The sequence below is a fragment of the Micrococcus sp. EWR3.9.1 genome (genome assembly GCF_052615555.1).
On record NZ_JBQXFD010000009.1, the window covers coordinates 30,800 to 50,626 of the forward strand.

At 74.2% G+C, this 19,827-nt stretch carries 16 protein-coding genes and 2 riboswitches; of the genes, 9 read left to right on the forward strand and 7 right to left on the reverse strand.

Features of this window, described 5'->3' with window-relative positions:
* The first annotated feature begins 33 nt into the window (after positions 1 to 33).
* Positions 34 to 570: a universal stress protein gene (locus ACUJ8O_RS07190; protein ID WP_020628186.1), complete on the forward strand. Its 537-nt coding sequence runs from the start codon at positions 34 to 36 to the stop codon at positions 568 to 570.
* A gap of 16 nt (positions 571 to 586) precedes the next feature.
* Here ACUJ8O_RS07190 and ACUJ8O_RS07195 read toward each other — a convergent pair whose 3' ends face one another.
* Positions 587 to 2,164 (reverse strand): mechanosensitive ion channel family protein, encoded by a 1,578-nt coding sequence (locus ACUJ8O_RS07195; RefSeq protein WP_236601300.1) that lies wholly within the window; start codon positions 2,162 to 2,164, stop codon positions 587 to 589.
* 136 nt (positions 2,165 to 2,300) lie between these two features.
* Between ACUJ8O_RS07195 and hisD the strand changes: the two genes are divergently transcribed.
* Complete coding sequence (gene hisD, locus ACUJ8O_RS07200; RefSeq protein ID WP_129867171.1) at positions 2,301 to 3,617, forward strand: histidinol dehydrogenase; 1,317 nt, start codon at positions 2,301 to 2,303, stop codon at positions 3,615 to 3,617.
* A gap of 10 nt (positions 3,618 to 3,627) precedes the next feature.
* Complete coding sequence (locus ACUJ8O_RS07205; RefSeq protein ID WP_095347005.1) at positions 3,628 to 3,996, forward strand: RNA-binding S4 domain-containing protein; 369 nt, start codon at positions 3,628 to 3,630, stop codon at positions 3,994 to 3,996.
* A gap of 47 nt (positions 3,997 to 4,043) precedes the next feature.
* On the opposite strand, the gene ACUJ8O_RS07210 is transcribed toward ACUJ8O_RS07205, so the two are convergent.
* The gene (locus ACUJ8O_RS07210; RefSeq protein WP_233569954.1) at positions 4,044 to 4,658 is read right to left on the reverse strand and encodes a hypothetical protein; all 615 of its coding nucleotides are present in this window, start codon (positions 4,656 to 4,658) and stop codon (positions 4,044 to 4,046) included.
* A gap of 193 nt (positions 4,659 to 4,851) precedes the next feature.
* A riboswitch (SAM riboswitch) is annotated at positions 4,852 to 4,971 on the forward strand.
* Between the two features lie 73 nt (positions 4,972 to 5,044).
* On the opposite strand from ACUJ8O_RS07210, the gene ACUJ8O_RS07215 reads away from it, so the two are divergent.
* Positions 5,045 to 5,569 carry a flavin reductase family protein gene (locus ACUJ8O_RS07215; protein ID WP_100058010.1) on the forward strand — a complete coding sequence of 175 codons (525 nt, stop codon included), beginning with the start codon at positions 5,045 to 5,047 and terminating at the stop codon, positions 5,567 to 5,569.
* A 238-nt stretch (positions 5,570 to 5,807) separates the two neighbouring features.
* Entirely contained in the window at positions 5,808 to 6,011 is a 204-nt protein-coding gene (locus ACUJ8O_RS07220; protein ID WP_010080175.1) for a cold-shock protein, read from the forward strand.
* Positions 6,012 to 6,074: 63 nt separating this feature from the next.
* Here ACUJ8O_RS07220 and ACUJ8O_RS07225 read toward each other — a convergent pair whose 3' ends face one another.
* The 4 genes from ACUJ8O_RS07225 to ACUJ8O_RS07240 form a co-directional block, all read right to left on the reverse strand.
* A complete protein-coding gene (locus tag ACUJ8O_RS07225; RefSeq protein ID WP_251679678.1) occupies positions 6,075 to 7,298 on the reverse strand; it encodes an MFS transporter in 1,224 nt (407 codons plus the stop codon).
* Positions 7,299 to 7,414: 116 nt separating this feature from the next.
* Positions 7,415 to 9,409, reverse strand: coding sequence for an FMN-binding glutamate synthase family protein (locus tag ACUJ8O_RS07230; RefSeq protein ID WP_445373269.1), 1,995 nt, complete (start codon positions 9,407 to 9,409; stop codon positions 7,415 to 7,417).
* A 31-nt stretch (positions 9,410 to 9,440) separates the two neighbouring features.
* Positions 9,441 to 10,022, reverse strand: coding sequence for an acyl-CoA thioesterase (locus ACUJ8O_RS07235; RefSeq protein WP_350746544.1), 582 nt, complete (start codon positions 10,020 to 10,022; stop codon positions 9,441 to 9,443).
* A gap of 19 nt (positions 10,023 to 10,041) precedes the next feature.
* A complete protein-coding gene (locus ACUJ8O_RS07240; protein WP_445373270.1) occupies positions 10,042 to 13,686 on the reverse strand; it encodes a proline dehydrogenase family protein in 3,645 nt (1,214 codons plus the stop codon).
* A 131-nt stretch (positions 13,687 to 13,817) separates the two neighbouring features.
* Here ACUJ8O_RS07240 and ACUJ8O_RS07245 point away from each other — a divergent pair, with 131 nt between their 5' ends.
* Positions 13,818 to 14,867 carry an agmatine deiminase family protein gene (locus tag ACUJ8O_RS07245; RefSeq protein ID WP_101966108.1) on the forward strand — a complete coding sequence of 350 codons (1,050 nt, stop codon included), beginning with the start codon at positions 13,818 to 13,820 and terminating at the stop codon, positions 14,865 to 14,867.
* Here ACUJ8O_RS07245 and ACUJ8O_RS07250 read toward each other — a convergent pair.
* Complete coding sequence (locus ACUJ8O_RS07250; RefSeq protein ID WP_101966109.1) at positions 14,833 to 16,119, reverse strand: AI-2E family transporter; 1,287 nt, start codon at positions 16,117 to 16,119, stop codon at positions 14,833 to 14,835. The two genes, ACUJ8O_RS07245 and ACUJ8O_RS07250, sit on opposite strands and share 35 nt — an antisense overlap.
* Before the next feature lie 46 nt (positions 16,120 to 16,165).
* Positions 16,166 to 16,271: riboswitch (TPP riboswitch) on the forward strand.
* 66 nt (positions 16,272 to 16,337) lie between these two features.
* Between ACUJ8O_RS07250 and ACUJ8O_RS07255 the strand changes: the two genes are divergently transcribed.
* The 3 genes from ACUJ8O_RS07255 to ACUJ8O_RS07265 are packed head-to-tail and all read left to right on the forward strand — an operon-like array spanning position 16,338 to position 19,821.
* The gene (locus ACUJ8O_RS07255; RefSeq protein WP_041102657.1) at positions 16,338 to 17,405 is read left to right on the forward strand and encodes a thiamine ABC transporter substrate-binding protein; all 1,068 of its coding nucleotides are present in this window, start codon (positions 16,338 to 16,340) and stop codon (positions 17,403 to 17,405) included.
* The gene (locus ACUJ8O_RS07260; protein ID WP_113913858.1) at positions 17,405 to 19,135 is read left to right on the forward strand and encodes an ABC transporter permease; all 1,731 of its coding nucleotides are present in this window, start codon (positions 17,405 to 17,407) and stop codon (positions 19,133 to 19,135) included. The genes ACUJ8O_RS07255 and ACUJ8O_RS07260 overlap by 1 nt, the downstream gene beginning before the upstream one ends.
* Entirely contained in the window at positions 19,135 to 19,821 is a 687-nt protein-coding gene (locus ACUJ8O_RS07265; RefSeq protein ID WP_206450567.1) for an ABC transporter ATP-binding protein, read from the forward strand. Before ACUJ8O_RS07260 ends, ACUJ8O_RS07265 begins: the two co-directional genes overlap by 1 nt.
* Positions 19,822 to 19,827: the final 6 nt, after the last annotated feature.

The following is a 19,827-nucleotide window of genomic DNA, read 5'->3' on the forward strand; positions in this document are numbered from 1 at the left end:
AGACCCGTCCCCTCGACCCCGCGGAGGCACCCCATGACCATCCTCGTCGGCTACGCCCCCTCGAAGGCCGCGGACGCCGCTCTGGACACTGCCCTGGACATCGCCCGCTCCACCGGCGAGCACGTGGTGGTGGTCAATGCGGGCCCCGGCGGCGAGCACCGCACCAAGTCCCTCGTCACGGAGGAGCAGCAGCGCGGCGTGCAGGCCCGGTTGGACGCATCCGGCGTGACGGCCGAGTTCCGTCAGTACGCGCGTGGCCGGTCCACGGTGGAGGAGATGAAGGACGTGGCCGCGGAGCTGGACCCGTCCATCGTGGTCATCGGCGTGCGCCGCCGCGGCGGCTTCGGCAGGTTCGTCATGGGATCGGTCTCGGACGAGCTGCTGCAGGAGATCGATCAGCCGGTGCTGTGCGTGAAGGAGTACCGGCAGTACGGGGACCACACGCCCGAGGCCGTGAGCCACGTCGCCGAGACGGACCCGGGCACCCACGGCCTGCCCGCGTCCGAGCCGATGGCCGAGCGGCGTCGGCTCACGCCCGTCGATCCCGGGGACCCGACGCTCGAGCGCTGAGCGCTCCCGCCGGGCCTCAGTCCTCGTCGTCCTGACGGCGGCGCGTGACGGCGTCGTCGAGGGGGCCGGCCGCCTGGGAGCCGGTGCCGCTGCGCCGCCCGGCCTCGTCCGCCGCCGCGGCCTCCGCCGCCTGCTTGGCCTGCTGCGCGCGCCGCTCGGCGAACGCCTCCTCGCCCGGGCCGGCGAGTTCGCGGTTGCGCTGCACCGCCGTCATCGAGCCGGTGTACAGGCCGGAGTGGTCGCCCACGCGGGTCAGCGGTGTGGTGAGGGTGTCCGGGCGCGGATCGGCGCCGTCGACGCGCGGCAGCGGCGCGGTGCGCGGGCGCGGCTCGCGGGCCGCCACCCCGGAGCCGTCCGGGCCCGGCTCGCCCGTCCGGTCGCCACCGCGGGCCGCCGCGTCGGAGCCCTCGGAGGCGGGCGCCGCGTCGTCGTGGGCGGGGTGCCGGTCCACCATGCGCTGCACCACGATGCCCTCGGGGTGCTCGTGGCGCAGGAAGGCCACGAGGTCCTCGCGCACGAGGCAGCGCAGGTCCCAGAGGTCGCCGGAGTTGCGGGCGGAGACCACGGCGCGGATGCGCACGACGCCGCCGGTCGCGTCGGTCACCTGCAGCGCGTGCTCGCGCCCGTCCCACAGGTCCGTGGACTCGAGCAGCTGGGTGAGTCGTGCGCGCAGCGCATCCATGGGCACGCGCCAGTCCACGTCCAGCTCCACGACGCCGGAGACCTCGGCGCCCACCCGCGTCCAGTTCTCGAACGGCTGGGTGGTGAAGTGCGAGGACGGGTAGACCATGCGGCGGCCGTCCCAGAGCTTGAGCACCACGTTGGACAGGGTGATCTCCTCGACGGTGCCGAACACGCCCTCCATGTCCACCACGTCGCCCACCCGGATCGCGTCCGTGAAGGCGAGCTGGAAGCCGGCGAACACGTTGGTCAGCGTGGACTGCACGGCCAGGCCGGCGATCACCGAGATCACACCGGCGGAGGCGAGCAGGCCGGCCCCGAGCGAGCGCACCTCGGGCACCCCCAGCAGGACCACGGCGACGGCCACCACCACGATCACCGCGTTGAGGATGCGCCGGATCAGGATGGTCTGCGTGCGGATGCGTCGCTCGCGGCGGTGCTCGACGCGGGTCTCCTGGTAGCGGCCGAGGATCCCCGCCTCGATCACGCCGACCAGGCGCCACGCGGCCCACGCGCCCGCCGCGGCCACGGCGATGAGCATCAGGAACGACGCCGGCCGGTACCAGGTCTGCTCCTCGGCCATGACCCCGAGCCAGATCCGGGAGGCCAGCAGGCCGGCGGCGACGGCGGCCGGCAGGCTCAGCCGCGCGGCGCCGTGCTGGAACGCGGGGCGGCGCACGAGCACGACGCGTGCCACCTGCAGGGCCAGGTACACGACCGCCGCGCCGATCGCGAACGCCATCAGCACGGTCAGCAGCGTCCCCCATTCCACGCCGAAGGCCCGGGTGGTGGCGGCCGCCCCGTCCTGGATGTCCCCCTCCACCCCGGACGGCACGGTCTCGCCCGCCAGGAGGCGGTCCAGGGCGGTCAGCAGGGGCGGGGTCGCGAGGGCGGGCAGCGCGGGGAAGACCATGACGACAGTCTGACACCCGCCCCCGGACGCACCCCGGAGAAGAGCACAATGGAGCCTGACCGTCCGCGCGGTCCGGGCCCGGCCGTCGTCGCGCCCCGTCCCGCCGGCCCGCCGCCGCCCCCCCCTGGAGGAATCCGTGCTCTCCGTCACCGACCTGCGCCCGCTCGACACCGCCACCGCGGACCTGTCCCGCATCATCCCGCGGGCGAACGTGGACGTGTCCTCCGTGGTGCCGGTGGTCGCCCCGATCATCGAGCAGGTCCGCCACGGCGGCGAGCAGACCCTGTTGGACCTGGCCGAGCGGTTCGACGGTGTCCGTCCGCCGGCCCTGCGCGTGCCCGCGGAGGCGCTCGAGGCCGCCCTGGCCGGGCTCGACCCGCGGGTGCGCGCCGCCCTGGAGGAGTCGATCCGCCGGGCCCGGCTCGTGCACGACGCCCAGCACCCCCAGGACTCCACGGTCGAGCTCGGCGAGGGCGCCGTCGTGGAGAACCACTGGACCCCCGTGGGCCGCGTGGGCCTGTACGTGCCCGGCGGCCGCGCCGTGTACCCCTCCTCGGTGGTGATGAACGTGGTGCCCGCGCAGGCGGCCGGCGTGGGGAGCCTCGCGGTGACCTCGCCCCCGCAGCGGGACCACGGCGGCCTGCCCCACCCCACCGTGCTCGCCGCGTGCGCGCTGCTGGGCGTGGACGAGGTCTACGCGGCCGGCGGCGCCCAGGCCGTGGCCATGCTGGCGCACGGCGTCCAGGACGACGACGGCGGGTGGCTCTGCGCGCCCGTCGACCTGGTGACGGGGCCCGGCAACGTGTACGTGGCCGCCGCGAAGCGCGCCCTGCAGGGCGTGATCGGCGTGGACGCCGAGGCCGGGCCGAGCGAGATCGCCGTGATCGCGGACGGCACCGCCCGCGCCGACTGGGTGGCCGCGGACCTGATCAGCCAGTCCGAGCACGACCCGCTGGCCGCCTCCGTGCTCATCACGGACTCCGAGGACCTGCTCCGGGACGTGCTGGCGGCGATCGAGGCGCAGGTGCCCGGGGCGTTCCACGAGGATCAGATCCGCGAGGCCCTCACCGGCCCCCAGTCCGGCGTGCTGCTGGTGCGGGACATGGACCAGGCCGTGGAGGTCTCCGACCGCTACGCCACCGAGCACCTCGAGATCCAGACGCGCGACCCCGAGGCCCTCGTGGGGCGCATCCGCAACGCCGGCGCCGTGTTCGTGGGCCCGTACGCCCCCGTGCCGCTGGGCGACTACTCGGCCGGGTCCAACCACGTGCTCCCCACCTCGGGGACGGCCCGGCACTCCTCCGGTCTGAACACCGTGACGTTCCTGCGCCTGCAGCAGCGCATCCGCTACACGGAGACCGGGCTCGAGGAGGTCGCGGACGAGATCGGCGTGCTGGCCGAGGACGAGCGCCTGCCCGCGCACGGCGCCGCGATCCGCGCCCGCTTCGCGTGAGGAGGCGGGCGTGAGCGGCGTCCGCATCGACGCGTGGCTGTGGGCCGTGCGGCTGTACAAGACCCGGTCGGCGGCCACGGCGGCCGTGCGCGCAGGCCACGTGCGCATCGACGGCGAGCCCGTGAAGGCGGCGACGCCCGTCGTCGTCGGGAACCGGGTGCGGGTGCGCCAGGACGGAGGCGAGCGGATCCTCGAGGTCACGGGGCTGATCGCCAAGCGGGTGGGCGCCCCCGTGGCCCGGCAGCAGTACGTGGACCACTCCCCGCCGCCCGTGCCGCGTGAGCTGCTCGCGGTGCCGTACCGCGAGCGCGGCGCGGGCCGGCCCACCAAGCGGGACCGCCGGCAGCTGGACGCGCTGCGCGGCCGCGACCGACGCTGAGCGTCTCAGTCCTCCCCGCGCCGTCATCCGCCGTCGTGATGGCGGCCTCATGCGGAGGGTGCGGTCAGCACCATCCGGAACGGCTTGTCATTGTCCACCGTGACGGTGAACGTCATCGGCCCCGCCTCATCCACGGGGGGAGTCGCCGCCGACCAGCCGCCGCACAGCGCCTCCGATCCGGCCATCCAGGTCTTCGTTCCCCCGCCACCCCGTGAGGTCAGGATCTCCGTCTCACCGGTGGCATCCGAAGGACACAACACGATGACCCGAAGGACCGCACCCTGTTGAGCGTCCACGGTGATCTGCTGTGTGCCCGTCCCGACCGCCTCCTCCAGGACGGACTCCTTCTCCGGGTCGAGATGGTCCGCATCCGGATGCCGGCGCGTGTACTCGACCAACGTCATCCCGTCCTCCTCGAACAGCGCGGCGGGGAGTGCTTCTTCACCGGCGGGCGACGACGCGGACGAACCGGTGGCGGAGGCCGACCCGGTTGCCGAGGGGGCCGCTGACGTCGGGGTGACGGAGGACGCCGCAGCGGTGGAAGCATTCGCGGTGGAGGAGACGCTGCCCTGGGAAGCGGAGCATCCCGAAATGGCGGTACCGAGGAGAGCCGCGACGACCACGGCGGTCGACAATGCCGCGAGCTTCTTCTCGATGTCCATCCGCATGATCCGGTCCCTCTCGGAGAACCGACTGCGGGGCCGGAGGCCGCGGTCTCGAGCTCCCCCCTCTCGAGTGGCTTGATCCTGGCCGGCGATGCGCGGTGTGTCAAGCATCACATCGGGCAGCTCGGATGACGCCGCGCGACCGCCGCGCTTTGACCACCCCACGGACCCCTCCGTAGGCTGGCCCCAGAATCACGAGTTCCCGTCATTCACGGCCCTGGCCGGCGGGACGGCAACCCTCTCACGCAGTAGTGGGGTGCTCCAGGTGATGATTCGGCCCCTCGGACACCCCGGCGGGCAAGTACCGCGCCTCCGCGGATCCGGGCGATCCGCGTTCCCGCCGTCTGCGGAGCCGCGTCAGTCATCGGAAGAGGACGCGCGCCATGACCCTGACCCACGAACCCCACACCGCCGCGTGGGACACCGACCTGTCCCTCGGCAACCTCCGTTCCGGCCTCTCGGCCTTCCCCACCGGGGTCGTCGCGCTGGCAGGCCTCGCCGACGGCGTCCCCGAGGTGATGGTCTCCTCCTCCTTCGGCGTGGGCATCTCCTGGGAGCCGGCCCTCGTGTCCTTCTCCGCGCAGAACAGCTCCCGCACCTGGCCGCGCCTGCGCCGGGCCGGGGCGATCGGCGTCTCCCTGCTCGCGGCGGACCAGACGCCGCTGTGCCGCCAGCTGGCCTCCCGCGAGGGCGACCGCTTCGCCGGTCTCGACGTGCACCGCAGCCCGCACGACGCCCTGCTGATCGGGGGCTCCTCGCTCTGGCTCGAGACGCGGGTGCACGCCGAGGTCCCGGCGGGCGACCACACGGTGGTGCTGCTGGAGGTGACGGCCTTGGCGGATCACACGGACGCCGCTCCCCCGGCCGCCCTGCACCGCAATCTCTTCCACGGCCTGCGCGCGCTCTGAGCGAACTCCAGGTGAACAATCGGGCCCCTGGTTCCCGGTCGGCGAGATCCGTGCAATGATGGAGCCTGAAGTTGATCAAGCTGTATCCCGCCATCTTCACTGCTCGTCAGCCCGGCATCGCCGGCGTCGATGAGTGTTGGGCAAGCGGTTCAGTCTCGCCGCTTCACCCGCGTCCCACATCCGGGCCGCGGTCCAACACCGCCAACGCACCGCGGGGGCACATCGAAAGGACACCATCATGGCTGTCGGTACTGTCAAGTGGTTCAACGCTGAGAAGGGCTACGGCTTCATCGCCCCCGAGGACAACTCCGCGGACGTGTTCGTGCACTTCTCCGCCATCCAGGGCAACGGCTTCAAGGAGCTCCAGGAGAACGACCGCGTCGAGTTCGAGACCCAGGACGGCCCCAAGGGCCTCCAGGCCGCCAACGTGACGAAGCTCTGATCTTCGCCTGACGCACGGCTTCCGACGCCCCCGGTCCACACGGACCGGGGGCGTCGTCGTGTGTCAGGCGTCCACGCCCCGCCGGCCCACGTGGCGACGCAGCAGCAGCACCACGCCCAGGGCCAGCAGATACCCGACCGCGACGACCGCGAAGCCGACCCGGTAGTCGCCCGTGACGTCGCGCAGCACGCCCATCAGCAGCGGGCCCAGGGCGAAGCCGGCGTACATGCCCATCGAGTTCGCCCCGGTCGCGCGGCCGAGCCGCTCGGCCGGCACCTCGCTCAGCAGGCCCGCGTTGATCACCACGTTGGCGCCCAGCACCGTCAGGCCGTGCACCGCGGCGCCCACCCACAGCAGGGCCGGCAGGTCCAGCAGGTCCGCGGCGAGGAACACCACGACGCCGGCCACGGCACCCAGGCAGATCACGGTCAGCAGGGTGGTGGGCCGGTCTCCGGAGCTCATCCGCCGGCTCCACCCGATCCGGGAGAGCACCCCCACCACCCCGGACACGGCCGCCGCGGCGCCGCCGGCCACGAGCGTCATCCCCAGCGTCTCGACCGCGAAAAGCGGCAGGTACGTGTTCGTGGCCTGCATGCCCAGGCCGGTGAGGAACGCGATCGCCGCGAAGAACCAGACCGTGGCCGGCAGAGGCGAGGTGTCCCGCCGTCGTCGACCGCCGACGGGGCCGGTGGCCGGCGGCGGCGCCCCGGGCAGCGGCGGGGCGGCGACCAGGGCGAGCACCCAGAGCGCCCCGATGAGCACCGCGGCCCCCAGCGCGGCGCCCGTCCAGCCCAGGGCGAGGGACGCGGCCGGGAAGAACAGGCCGCCGACCAGCTGGGCCGCCTGCACCCCGGACTGCTTCACCCCGACCCACCCGATGCGCCTCTCCGGCGGCACCACGGTCCGGATGATCCGGTTCGTGGTGGGGTTGGAGATGGCCTGCGTGACGCCCGCGACGGCGGCCGCCGCGTACAGCACGGGCAGGGACGGGGCGACGGCGCCGAGCACGAGCGCCGCGGCGGTGCCGCCGAAGATGATGCTCAGCTGCGCGCGGGCGGACAGGCGGTCGGCGGCCCGGCCGAGGCCGAGGGAGGTGACGGCGGCCGCCGCGAACACGACCGTCATCACGGTGCCGAGCTGGCCCGAGGTGACGTCGAGCCGCTCCATCACGACCGTGGAGGAGGCGGAGACGCCGTAGTTGAACAGGGGCCCGGCGCCCATGGCCGCCAGCAGCACCCACAGCAGGGCCGCGGAGGGGCGGCGAGCGGCGGGGACGGGCGGGGTCACGGCCCCAGGCTACGACCCCTCACGCGACGAGGCGGGAAATCTATCTCATAGGCGCCCGGGGGCGTCGCGTGAGGTGGATTTCCCGCCTCGAAAGCGGTGGTGACTGCGGGGGCAGGTCAGCCGACGCGGCCCTCGCCGCGGTGCTCACCCTCCACGCGGCCGGTGGTCCCGCGCTGGGTGACCTCCTCGCCGTCCTGGCGCTCGGGCCGCTCGCCGGCCTCCGCCGGCAGGCCCTCGTTCTCGTCGGTGGGCGTCTCGCCGGCGGTGGCGGCGGGTGCCGGATCCTGCGGGGCCCGACGACGGCCGCCGTGCGGGGACAGCGACTCACCCTCACCCAGCGAGCTGACGCGCGGCATCGGCGACGTCGTCAGCGGCACGGACTCGGTCCGCCGGGCGTCGACGAGCGTGGAGCCCGTCCCGGAGATGGGGGAGCCCTGCACGGGGGCGCCGGCCGCCGCGCGGCCCGGGATCAGCAGCTCGGAGCGCCACTCGGGGTCGCGCTCGGTGAGGTAGTCCACGCGGGCGTGCTCGCCGAAGTGGTCCGCGTCCGCCTCCTCCCAGTCCATGGCCCAGCCGGCGGGCGGGTCGTTGAGCAGCTCGTCCGTGCGCAGCCAGTGGTAGATGGACGCGTACGAGCGGGTGCTCAGGTGGTCCACGCGGCGGCGCAGCATGCGGGTGTTCAGCTGGGACGGATGCGTCAGGCCCATGGACGCCATGATCTGCACGGCCTCGCGCACGGTCAGGCGGTGGTAGTTGAAGACGCGGTTGCCCTTGTCCTCCACGTCGAGGGCGCGCATCAGACGCGGGTCCTGCGTGGCCACCCCCACGGGGCACTCGTTCGTGTGGCACTTCTGCGCCTGGATGCACCCGGTGGCCATCATCATCGCGCGGGCGGACATGGTGAAGTCCGCGCCCTGGATCAGACGCCTGACGATGTCCGAACCGGTGGCGACCTTGCCGGCCGCGCCGAGCTTGATCATGTGGCGCAGGCCGGTGCCCACGAGCGCGTTGTGCACGAGCATGAGGCCCTCGGTCAGCGGGGTGCCCACGCGGTCCGAGTACTCGAGCGGGGCGGCGCCGGTGCCGCCCTCGGAGCCGTCCACGATGATGAAGTCGGGGGCGATCCGCTCCTCCCAGATGGCCTTGGTCATGGCCAGCACGTCCACGCGGGAGCCCACGCAGAACTTGATGCCGATCGGCTTGCCGTCCGAGAGCTCGCGGAGCTGCTCGATGAACTTGACCATCTCGCGCGGGGTGCGGAACGCCGAGTGGGACGCCGGGGACAGGCAGTCCCTGTCCATCGGGATCTCACGGGCCTCGGCGATCTCGGGGGAGATCTTCTCCTTGGGCAGCATGCCGCCCAGACCGGGCTTCGCGCCCTGGGAGATCTTGATGGTGATGCCCTTGACCTCCGGCAGCAGCGCCTTCTCGGCGAACTTCTCCGGGCTGAAGGTGCCGTCCTCGTTGCGGCAGCCGAAGTAGCCGGAGCCGATCTCCCAGAACAGGTCCGCGCCGTTGCCGCGGTGGTACTTGGTGAGGCCGCCCTCGCCGGTCTCGTGGATGAACCCGCCCAGGCCGGCGCCCTTGTTCATGGCGATCACGGCGTTGGCGGAGAGGGAGCCGAAGGACATGGACGAGATGTTCATCAGCGAGATGTCCACGGGTCGGCGGCAGTCCGGGCCGCCGATCCGCACCGTGGGGGGCTCCTGCGGCGGGTTGACCGGGGCGGTGGAGTGCAACAGGAACTCGTAGCCGATCTCCGAGGTGTCCCGCTCGGTGCCGAACGCCTTGTGGCTGTCCAGTCCCTTCGCACGGGCGTAGACGATCGAGCGGGTGTCCCGGTCGAACGGCTTGCCGTCGAAGTTGCGCTCGATGAAGTACTGCTGGATCTCGGGGCGGATCGACTCCAGCAGATACCGCATGTGGCCGAGCACGGGGTAGTTGCGGAGGATCGCGTGCCGCTTCTGGGTCATGTCCCACACGGCGAGCACGAGCAGCGCCACCAGGAGGACCGCCAGCACCCACCACGCGCCGCCGCCGATGGCGGCCACCAGCACGACGACGAGCGCGGCCAGCGAGAGGGTCGCGACGATCAGGAGTCTGTTGTTCACCCGACCATCGTGCCCTATATCACTCGAACGTTCATCCTCGCCGCACTGCGTCGAGGTCCCACGCGTGGGGCAGGGGCGTCCGGGTCGACGGCAGGGCCACGCTGCGCCGCCACTCGTGCAGCCACTCCGGCAGCGTCGGCTCCCCCGCGAGGTCGTGGCCGGCCGCCGCCGCGATCGCCCGGATCTCGTCGTTCTCCACGGGGCGGCCGTCCTTCTTGCGCAGGCGCGTGCAGATGTACGCGCGCACCGCGACGTCGCCGTCGACCACCACACGCTGCTCGAACCACACCGCGCGCTCGTCCAGGCCGATCAGCCGCGTCTCCACGTCGAACCGCTGCCCCAGGGTCACGGAGCGGCGGAACGCGATCTGCTCGGCCTGCACCACGGGCGTCCAGCCGCGACGGCGGATCTCGTCCCAGAGGCCGGTGCGGACCATCGCGTCGAAGCGGCCGAGGTCGAACAGCCCGAAGTACTGGCCGTTGTTGACGTGCAGGGCGATGTCCACGTCCGTGGGCAGGGCGCGCATCGGCAGCGTCGTCGGCTCCCAGAGCCCGACGCGCGGGCGGCGGCGGGCGCGGGCGACGACCCAGATCGTGCGGGGGATCAGATGCATCGGAGGTTCCTCCTCGGGGTCACAGGACCCCCTCGGTCAGATGGTCCGGCGTGCCGAACCGGTGGGCGGTCACGGACACGGCCTGTTCGTGCAGGAACGGCAGCAGCTCCACCTCGCCGGCGCTCACCACGGGGCCGGCGTAGACCGCCACGTCGGGGGTGTCGCCGAGCGCCACGTGGAGCGCGCTCCGCGCCGCCTCGGCCGCTTCCCGGTCGCCGGTCCAGTCGGCGACGAGCCGGATCCGTGCGTCGCCGCCGCCCTCCGTCGCGCGCGGGACCAGGGACAACCGCCGTGCGCGGTCGTGGAACGCGGCGTCGTCCTCGACGACGACGTCCACCGGCGCGGCCGTGCCGGCACCCTCCGTTCGGACGGACCGGACCAGTTCCTCCACCCGGCCGCGCACGGCCTCGGCCGAGAGCCCGTCCGCGTCGGGGCCCTCCGCGGTGGGGGTCGGGCGCAGGCTCACGGTCATGGGTGCCCCGGCGCGCAGGCCGGCGGAGACGATGCGCAGCAGGTGGTCGGCGGGCCCCGAGTGCCGGCGCACGAGGACCGGGGTGGGCACGTGACGCAGCACGTTCCGCTCGGCCTCGAGCGCGGAGACGTCCGTGGCCACCCCGAACACGGTGGTCCACGCGTGGGTGTCGAGGGCGCGGGCGGTCTCGAGCCAGGACGCGCCCGCACCGTCGGCCTCGGACCCGGGCCGTCCCTCTCCCCCGCCCCACGTGGGCGCGTCCTCCCAGTCCACGAGGCCGTGCAGGTAGTGCGGCCCGCCGGCCTTCGTGGTGGGGCCGACGACGGAACGCTTCCAGCCGCCGAAGGGCTGGCGGCGCACGATGGCCCCGGTGATGCCGCGGTTCACGTAGAGGTTGCCGGCGCGCACGCCGCGCAGCCACACGTCGATCTCCTCCCGGTCCAGCGAGTGCAGCCCGGAGGTGAGGCCGTAGTCCACGGCGTTCACGATCCCGATGGCCTCCTCGAGCGTCTCGGCCGTCATCACGGCCAGCACGGGGCCGAAGTACTCGGTGAGGTGGGCGTCGGCGCCGGGGCGTACGCCGGAGCGGATGCCCGGGCTCCACAGGCGACCCGTCTCGTCCAGCTGCCGCGGGCGCAGGGCCCACCGCTCCCCCGGGCCGAGCTCGGTGAGCCCGCGGCGCAGCTTCTCGCCGGGGGCCTCGATCACGGGGCCCATCTCGGCGCGCGGGTCCGCGGGGTGCGCCACGTGCAGGGACGAGGCGGCGTCCAGCAGCTGCCGGTGGAAGCGCTCGGAGGTGGCCACGGAGCCGACGAGCACCACGAGGGAGGACGCCGAGCACTTCTGGCCGGCGTGACCGAACGCGGACTGGACCACGTCCTTCGTGGCCAGGTCCAGATCCGCGGACGGGGTCACGATCACGGCGTTCTTGCCGGAGGTCTCGGCGAGCAGGTGCAGGTCGGGGCGCATCCCCTTGAACAGCCGTGCGGTGTCCCAGCTGCCGGTGAGGATGAGCCGCTCGACGGCCGGGTCGGTCACGAGCGCCGCGCCGACCTCCGCCTCGTCCTCGTCCGCCAGCGTCACCAGGCGCACGAGGTCCGCGGGGTCGTGCCCGGCGAGCGGGCCGCCGTCGTCGAACAGCCCCGAGTCCCGCAGCCCGGCCACGATCAGCTCCCACGCGACCGCGCCCGTCCGCTCGGACTGCGGGGCCGGCTTGAACACCACGGGCGAGCCGGCGCCGAGCGCGGCGAGGACGCCCCCGACCGGGATGGCCACGGGGAAGTTCCACGGCGGGATCACCAGGGTCAGGCGGACGGGCACGGCGCGGGCGCCCTCCACCGCGTCCAGGCCGCGTGCCAGGCGCGCGTAGTAGTGCGCGAAGTCCACGGCCTCGGAGACCTCGGGGTCGCCCTGGTCCAGGGTCTTGCCGGTCTCGGCGGCGGCCACCTCCAGCAGGCGGGCCCGGCCGGCGTGCAGGGCCCGTCCGACGGCGTCCAGCGCGTCGGCGCGCTCGTGGCCGGTGAGCGCGCCCCAGCGGGCGCCGGGGTCGGCGGTGGCGGCGATGGCGGCACGGGCGTCGTCGGCCGTGGTGGCGCGGTGGGCGCGGACGGTGTCCGCCCCGAGGTCCGAGCCCGGGACGGCCGCGAGGATCCGGCGGGCCCACTCCCGGTTGCCGGGCAGCGCGGGGTCCGTGTCCGGGGTGTTGGCGAAGCCGTCCACGGGGGCGGGGGTCGGCCCGTCCTCCCCACGGGACCGGTCCTGGACGCGGTTCGGACGGGGCACGGCCGCGTCCAGGTGGCGCAGCGAGGCGCGGAAGCGCTCCTCCTCGCGCGCGAACAGGTCCGCATCCGCGTCCAGGTCGAACACGGCGGACATGAAGTTCTCCGGGGAGGCGCCCTCCTCGAGGCGGCGCACGAGGTAGGAGATCGCCACGTCGAACTCCTCGGGCCGCACCACGGGCGTGTAGAGCAGCAGGGCGCCGACGTCGGCCCGGACGGCGGCGGCCTGGCCGGTGGCCATGCCGAGCAGCATCTCGAACTCCACGGCGGCCGGGTCGAGGCCGCGGCGCTCGATCAGCCGGTGGGCCAGGGCGACGTCGAAGAGGTTGTGCCCGGCCACGCCGATGCGCACGTGGGCCAGATGCTCCGGGGTGAGCGCGTAGTTGAGCACGCGCTTGTAGTTGGTGTCCGCCTCCTGCTTCGAGCCCACCGTGGCCAGCGGCCAGCCCGTGAGGGAGGCCTGCATCCGCTCCATGGGCAGGTTGGCGCCCTTGACCACGCGCACCTTGACCGGGGCGCCGCCGGCGGCGACGCGGCGCGCGGCCCACTCCTGCAGGCGCACCATGGCCGCGAGCGCGTCCGGCAGGTAGGCCTGCAGCACGATGCCGGCCTCGTAGTCGCGCAGGCCCGGCTGCTCGAGCAGGGCGGTGAACACGTTGAGCGTGAGGTCGAGGTCGCGGTACTCCTCCATGTCCAGGTTGATGAAGGTGTCCCGGTCCCGGGCGAGCTCGAACAGCGGGGTGAGCCGCTCGGTGATGTCCGCGACGGCCTCGTCGAACGCGTAGGGCGCGTGCGGGGCGGTGGCGGCGGAGACCTTCACGGACACGTAGTCGACGTCGTCGCGGCGGATCAGCGCGGCGATGCCCTCGAGCCGGCGGTCCGCCTCGCCCTGGCCGAGGATCGCCTCGCCCAGCAGGTTGATGTTCAGCCGGGTGTGCTCGTCGCGCAGGGCCGCGATGGCCTTGCCGAGCTGTCGGTCCCGCGCGTCGACGATCAGGTGGGAGACCATGTGCCGCAGCACGCGGCGGGCCGTGGGGACGGCGATGCGCGGCACGAGCGGGGCGGCGCGGCCGCCGACGCCGAGGACGGCGCGCAGGGCCGGGGGCAGGAAGCCGGGGGCGCGGCCGGCGAGCTCCCGCAGCGCCCGGGCGGCGATCGCGGGGTCCTCGGGGCGGACCACGTGGTCCACGAAGCGCACGATGAAGTCGAGGCCGCCCGGCTCCTTCAGGGCGCCCGCCAGCTGGCGGGCCGCGAAGTCGGCCTCATGGTCGCGGGACTCGGCGAGCCAACGCCGCACCTGCGCGACGGCGTCGTCGGCGAGGGCGTGCAGGTCGGCGGGGTCGGGGATCCCGCCGGTCGCGCCGAGGACCCGGTCGAGATCGTCGTGGTCCTGGGCGGAGAACATCGCGGTCATGGCCGCACTCTGCACGTGTGCCGGGTCACAGGTCAAACCGCCGCGGCTTCCTGTCAGACGCCTATGCTCGATGGACATCCCCTCGCCGCGCGCCCGCGCGTCGCCGCCGTCTTCCCAGGAGCCCGTCCGCCATGGCCGCCGCCGACCCCGTCCCCACCGACGCGCGGGAGCGCCGGGACGTCGTCGTGCCCGTGCCCGGACCCGAGGATCCGCCCGAGCGGGCCTGGCTCGTCCTGCCCCACCGCCACCCGGTGCCGACGCTGTTAGACGAGACGCGGGACGCCGTCGTGGGCCTGGCCGAGACGCTCGCCGCCGTGCTGCCGGTCACCGTGCTCGCCCACCCGCGCGACGCCGGGGCGGCGCGGCTGGTGCCCCCGGAGGTGGACCTGTTGCGCGCGCCCGTGGGCTCACCGCTGCTGGGCCGCACCGGGCCGAGCTTCGTCCGCCGCCCCGAGGGCCTGGCCGCCGTCGCCTGGCGCAGCGCCGCGGGACTGACCGGGACCGGGCCGCTCGACGGCGCGGCCGCGACGGCCGTGGCGGAGGCGGCGGGACTGCCGCTGCTCACCCCCCTGCTGTGCGCCCCGCGCGGGGCCTGGGTGAGCGACGGCGAGGGGACGGCCGTGGTGGCCGCGGACCCCGTGCTGGACGGGCGGATCAACGGCGCGTGGACCCCCGGCCAGGTGGCCGCCGAGTTCGCCGCCCTGCTGGGGATCACCCGGGTGCTGTGGGTGCCGCCGGCACCGCGGCCGGACACCGGGCCGTGGGGCGGGCCCGGCCACCTGGCCTCGTGGGTGCGGCTGGGGGGCGACGGCGAGGCCGCCGTGCACTGGCGCGGCGACCGGTTCCACCCCGAGCACCCCTACGCGGCGGCGGCGCTGCGCTTCCTGCAGGGCGCCGACGACGCCGCCGGCCGGCCCCTGCGCGTGCGCACGGTGACCGGGGCGGTGCAGCCCGCCGAGTACGACCCGGCCGAGCGGGGCCCCCGCTCCCTCCTGGACACGCTGCCGCTGGGCGCGGCGGTGCTGCGGCCGGCGTTCGAGGACGCCGCGGGTGAGGAGGCCGCGGCCGCCGCGTGCGCGGCACTGCACCCGGGGCTGCCCCAGCTGTCGTTCCCCGCCCCGCCGCTGCTGCGGCTGGCCGGCGCGCTCAACGACCTGGTGCTGCTCCAGCCTCGCCCGTGACCTCGTCCGCCGCGGGGCCGTCGTCGTCCCCGCCGTCCGCCGGGGCGCGGTCCTCGTCCTTCCCGTGCGCGTCGGACCGCCAGGCCGCCGGGCGCAGCCGTTCCAGGAGCGAGGACTGACGGCGCTCCATGCCCTTCAGGTCGGAGGCGATGAGCGCGTTGATCCAGCGGGCGTTCGGGTCGGCGTCGATCAGCACGGCCTTGGCCAGCAGCGTGCAGGGCAGCGCGAGGATGGCGCCGAGCGGCCCGAGGACCCAGGCCCAGAAGAGCAGGGAGAGGAAGCTGACGGTGGGGATCACGCCGATCGCGTCGCCGGCCACCTTGGGCTGGATCACGGACTGCAGCACGAAGTTCAGCACCGAGTAGCTGACCACCACCCACAGGAAGTCGGACCAGCCGCCCGCCGCCAGGCCCAGGACGGCCGGCGGCAGCAGGCCGATGATGAAGCCGATGTTCGGGACGTAGTTGGTGAGGAAGCTGAGCACGCCCCACACGAGCGCGAGCGGAACGCCGATCAGCATGAGGGCGATCACGTCCAGCACCGCCACGATCAGGCCGAACACCGTGGTGACCACCCAGTAGCGGCGCACGCCCTGGGCGAACTCGACCAGGGCGTGGCCGAACTCGTGGCGGGCGGTGCTGAGCAGGCGGACGCGGCGTTCGACGTCCATCGAGTCCATCGCGAGGAAGAACATGCCCATGATCACGGTGACGAGCAGGCCGAAGACCGCGTAGACGTTCGTGGCGATCTTCGTGATGGCGCTGACGGCCGTCCCGGTCACGGTGCTCATGTCGATCGAGGCCAGCTGCTGGGACACCATGTCCGGGGTCACGCCGCGCTCGTTGAGCCAGTGCGAGACGTCCAGGACGATCTGCTGGAAGCGGTCCGCGTACTTCGGCAGCTCCGCCACCAGCTCGAGGCCGGACCACACCATCATGCCCCCGAACACGGCCATCACCGCGACGACCAGCAGGACGGTGGTGGCGGCCCCGAGCACGGGGTGCAGGCCCCGGCGGATGAGCCAGGCCTGCAGGGGATAGACCACGATCACGAGGTTCAGCCCCAGGAAGACGGGCGCCGCGATGGAGGCGATCCCCTGGAAGAACTGCACCACCAGCACCAGGCCCGCGAGCGTCAGGACGATCACCAGCATGCGCGGCCACATGCGGTGGGGGCGGCGGATGTCCCAGTCGGAGGCGGGGCTGGACGAGGCGGGCGGCGGGGTCACCCCCGCGGGCTGTGCGGCGCTCACGCGGGCAGTCTATGCGCGGGCCGGACGGGGTAGGGTCGGGACCAGTCCACATCGACAGGGGAGCGCCCGCGCGGCGCTGAGAGTGCGGTCCGCCGCAGACCCTCGAACCTGCTCCGGTCCGCACCGGCGAAGGAAGTCGAGTCTCCCGGTCGACGTCGTCCCGGGATTCCGGTGGCGGCCTCGTCCCGGCCCCTCTGCCGTCCCAGAGGAGAACCGCCATGTCCCGCACCCCGCACCGCGCCCTCGCCGCCCTCTCAGTGGCCGCCCTCGCCCTCACCGGCTGTTCGGTGTCCGGCTCGTCCGGCGACGGGGCGTCGTCGTCCGCCTCCGGCGCCGGCGGCGGCGAGCCGACGACGGTGACGATCATGACGCACGACTCGTTCAACCTGCCCCAGGAGCTCGTCCAGAAGTTCGAGCAGGAGTCCGGCTACACCCTGAAGACCACGGCCCCCGGCGACGCCGGCAGCGTGGTGAACCAGCTCCTGCTGGCCAAGGACGAGCCCACCGTGGACGGCGTCTACGGCGTGGAGGACCACTCGGCGCACCGCCTCGTCCGCGAGGGCGTCGTCGCCGAATACACCCCGCAGGACCTGCCCGCCTCCGCACAGGACCGGATGGTGGAGGACCGCATGACCCCGGTGGACCAGGGCCAGGTGTGCTTCAACACGGATCCGGCATGGTTCGAGGCCCACGACGTCGAGGCCCCCACCTCGATCGACCAGCTCGACGACCCCGAGTACGCGAAGCTGACGGTCGCCACCTCCCCCGTGGCCTCCTCCCCCGGCCTGGCGCTGCTCGCGGCCACCACGGAGAAGTACGGCGACGACGGCTGGCAGGACTGGTGGCGGGGCCTGATGGAGAACGGGGGCAAGATCGCCGACAGCTGGTCCGACGCCTACAACTCGGACTTCTCCGGCGGCGAGGGCAAGGGTCGGTTCCCGGTGGTGCTCTCCTACTCCTCCTCCCCCGCGTTCGCCCCCGAGACCGAGGTGATCGAGGACTCCTGCACCCCGCAGGTCGAGTACGCCGGCGTGCTCGAGGGCGCGAAGAACCCCGAGGGCGCGCAGGCGTTCGTGGACTTCATGCTCACCGAGGAGGTCCAGTCCGCCCTGCCCGAGTCGATGTACATGTACCCGATCGACGAGTCGGTGCAGCTGCCCGAGGAGTGGGCGCAGAACGCGCCGCTCGTCGAGGACGCCATCACCCCGGACCCCGCCCGCATCGACGAGCGCCGCGAGGACCTGCTGAAGGAGTGGACCGCCCTGGCCGAGGCCTCCCGGCGCTGATGTCCGCGCTCACCGAGGTCGCGGCCCCCGGCACGGACCTGCCGCGCCGGCGGGCCCGCGGCCGGGGGGACGGGCTCGGCCCGTGGTGGCTGGTGGCCGCCGTCCTGCCGGTCGCCTTCCTGCTCGTCTTCTTCGCGTGGCCCGTGGCGGCCATGCTCTGGCGCGGGATCGGCGGCGACGCCGACGCGTTCACCGGCGCCGTGGACCTCACCGCCTTCGGGGAGACCCTCGCCCGCGAGCGCACGTGGCGCATCCTCGGCCAGACGCTCGGCATGGCCGCCGCCGGCACGGTGGTCTCGGTGGCGCTCGGCCTGCCGACCGCGTTCGTGCTGCACCGGCGTCGCATCCCGGGGCGGGCCGTGCTCCGCGCCCTCGTGCTCGTGCCGTTCGTGCTGCCCACGGTGGTGGTCGGCGTCGCGTTCCGCGCCCTGCTCGCCCCCGGCGGACCGCTGGGCTTCACCGGGCTGGACCAGACGACCACCGCCGTCGTGCTGGCCATGGTCTTCTTCAACGTGTCCGTGGTGGTGCGCCAGGTGGGCGCGCTGTGGAACGCGCTGGACCCGCGCCAGACCGAGGCCGCCCGCACCCTGGGCGCCTCGCCGTGGCGGGCGTTCCGCACCGTGACGCTGCCCCAGCTCGCCCCGGCGATCGCCGCGAGCGCGGCGCTGGTGTTCCTGTTCTGCGCGTCCGCGTTCGGCATCGTCCAGACGCTCGGCCGGCCCGGCTACGGCACGCTCGAGTCGGAGATCTGGGTGCAGACCTCCGTCTACCTGGACCTGCGGACCGCGGCGGTGTTCTCCGTGCTGCAGTTCGCGGTGGTGCTGGCCGCCGTCGTGGTCTCCGGCGTGACGGCGGCGCGCACCCAGCGGGCGCTGCGCCTGCGGGAGACGCCGCCGGCCCGGCTCACGCGCGCGGACGCGGTCCCGGTGGCCGTGATGCTCGCGGTGGTGGCGCTCGTGGTGGCGCCGATCCTGACGCTCGTGGTGCGCTCCTTCCACACCCGCCACGGCTGGGGGCTGGGCAACTACCGGCTGCTGGCGACGAGCGCGGGCAGCGGGTTCGTGGGCGGGTCGACGCCGGCCCAGGCGCTCGAACAGTCCCTGCGGGTGGCCGTGGACGCCACGCTCGTGACGCTCGTGGTGGCCGTGCCGCTGGCCCTGCTGCTGACCCGGCCCTTCCGCTCACGCGCGGCGCTGGCGGCCCAGCGGGCCCTCGACGGCGCCCTGCTCCTGCCGCTCGGGGTGTCCGCGGTGACCGTGGGCTTCGGCTTCGTCGTGTCCCTGCGGGCCACGTTCCCGGAGCTGGCGGCCTCGGGCGTGCTCGTGCCGCTGGCCCAGGCGGTGGTGGCGCTGCCGCTCGCGGTGCGGGCGCTCGTGCCCGTGCTCGCGGCGGTGGACCCGCGGCTGCGGGAGGCCGCACGCACCCTCGGGGCGGGCCCGTGGCGGGTGCTGGCCACGGTGGACGGCCCGTTCCTCGCCCGCGGCGTGGGCGTGGCCGCGGGCTTCGCGTTCGCGGTGTCCCTGGGCGAGTTCGGGGCCACGAGCTTCCTGGCGAGCCCGTCCGCGCCCACCCTGCCGGTGCTGATCGCCCGGCTGCTGGGCCGGCCGGGCGCGGACAACTACGGGATGGCGCTCGCGGCGGCCACGGTGCTGGCCGTGCTGAGCGCCGGGATCATGCTGGTGTGCGAGCGGCTGCGCCCCCGGGGCCCGGCCGGGGCGGGAGGTCTGTGATGACGCCGACGACGACGGGGGCCTCCCTCCGGCTGCGGGACGTGGCGATCCGCTACCCGGACGGCTCCACCCCCGTGCGGGGGACGGACCTGGACGTGGCCGCCGGGGAGATCGTGGCGCTCGTGGGCGCCTCCGGCTCGGGCAAGTCCACCATCCTGCGCGGGATCGCCGGGCTCGAGGACGTGGTGGCGGGCACAGTGGAGCTCGACGGGCGGGACGTGGCGGCGGTGCCGACGCACCGCCGGGGCGTGGGGATGGTGTTCCAGGACGGGCAGCTGTTCCCGCACCGGACCGTGGGCCGGAACGTGGCGTACGGCCTCGAGTCCGCCGGCTGGGACCGGGCCCGGCGGCGGGCACGTGTGGCCGAGCTGCTGGACCTGGTGGGCCTGACCGAGCTCACGGACCGGCCCGTGCAGCGGCTTTCCGGCGGGCAAGCCCAGCGCGTGGCGCTCGCCCGGTCGCTGGCCCCGGCCCCGCGGGTGCTCCTGCTGGACGAGCCGCTGTCCGCGCTCGACGCGGACCTGCGCCGGCGCCTGGCCGAGGACATCCGGGCGGTGCTGCGGGCGGCGGGGACGACCGGCGTCGTCGTCACCCACGACCTCGCGGAGGCCGCCGTGATGGCCGACCGCACCGTGCGCCTCGGCGCGGGGGGACGCATCGCGGCGGAGGAGGACGGCCGGCGGTAGCCTCTC

What these genes read in the sequence shown, in the direction of transcription:
- ACUJ8O_RS07190 (WP_020628186.1), top strand. Translation starts at nt 34, where the DNA reads ATGACCATCCTCGTCGGCTACGCCCCCTCGAAGGCCGCGGACGCCGCT.
- ACUJ8O_RS07195 (WP_236601300.1), bottom strand. Translation starts at nt 2,164, where the DNA reads ATGGTCTTCCCCGCGCTGCCCGCCCTCGCGACCCCGCCCCTGCTGACC.
- ACUJ8O_RS07210 (WP_233569954.1), bottom strand. Translation starts at nt 4,658, where the DNA reads ATGGACATCGAGAAGAAGCTCGCGGCATTGTCGACCGCCGTGGTCGTC.
- ACUJ8O_RS07215 (WP_100058010.1), top strand. Translation starts at nt 5,045, where the DNA reads ATGACCCTGACCCACGAACCCCACACCGCCGCGTGGGACACCGACCTG.
- ACUJ8O_RS07220 (WP_010080175.1), top strand. Translation starts at nt 5,808, where the DNA reads ATGGCTGTCGGTACTGTCAAGTGGTTCAACGCTGAGAAGGGCTACGGC.
- ACUJ8O_RS07235 (WP_350746544.1), bottom strand. Translation starts at nt 10,022, where the DNA reads ATGCATCTGATCCCCCGCACGATCTGGGTCGTCGCCCGCGCCCGCCGC.
- ACUJ8O_RS07240 (WP_445373270.1), bottom strand. Translation starts at nt 13,686, where the DNA reads ATGACCGCGATGTTCTCCGCCCAGGACCACGACGATCTCGACCGGGTC.
- ACUJ8O_RS07245 (WP_101966108.1), top strand. Translation starts at nt 13,818, where the DNA reads ATGGCCGCCGCCGACCCCGTCCCCACCGACGCGCGGGAGCGCCGGGAC.
- ACUJ8O_RS07255 (WP_041102657.1), top strand. Translation starts at nt 16,338, where the DNA reads ATGTCCCGCACCCCGCACCGCGCCCTCGCCGCCCTCTCAGTGGCCGCC.
- ACUJ8O_RS07260 (WP_113913858.1), top strand. Translation starts at nt 17,405, where the DNA reads ATGTCCGCGCTCACCGAGGTCGCGGCCCCCGGCACGGACCTGCCGCGC.
- ACUJ8O_RS07265 (WP_206450567.1), top strand. Translation starts at nt 19,135, where the DNA reads ATGACGCCGACGACGACGGGGGCCTCCCTCCGGCTGCGGGACGTGGCG.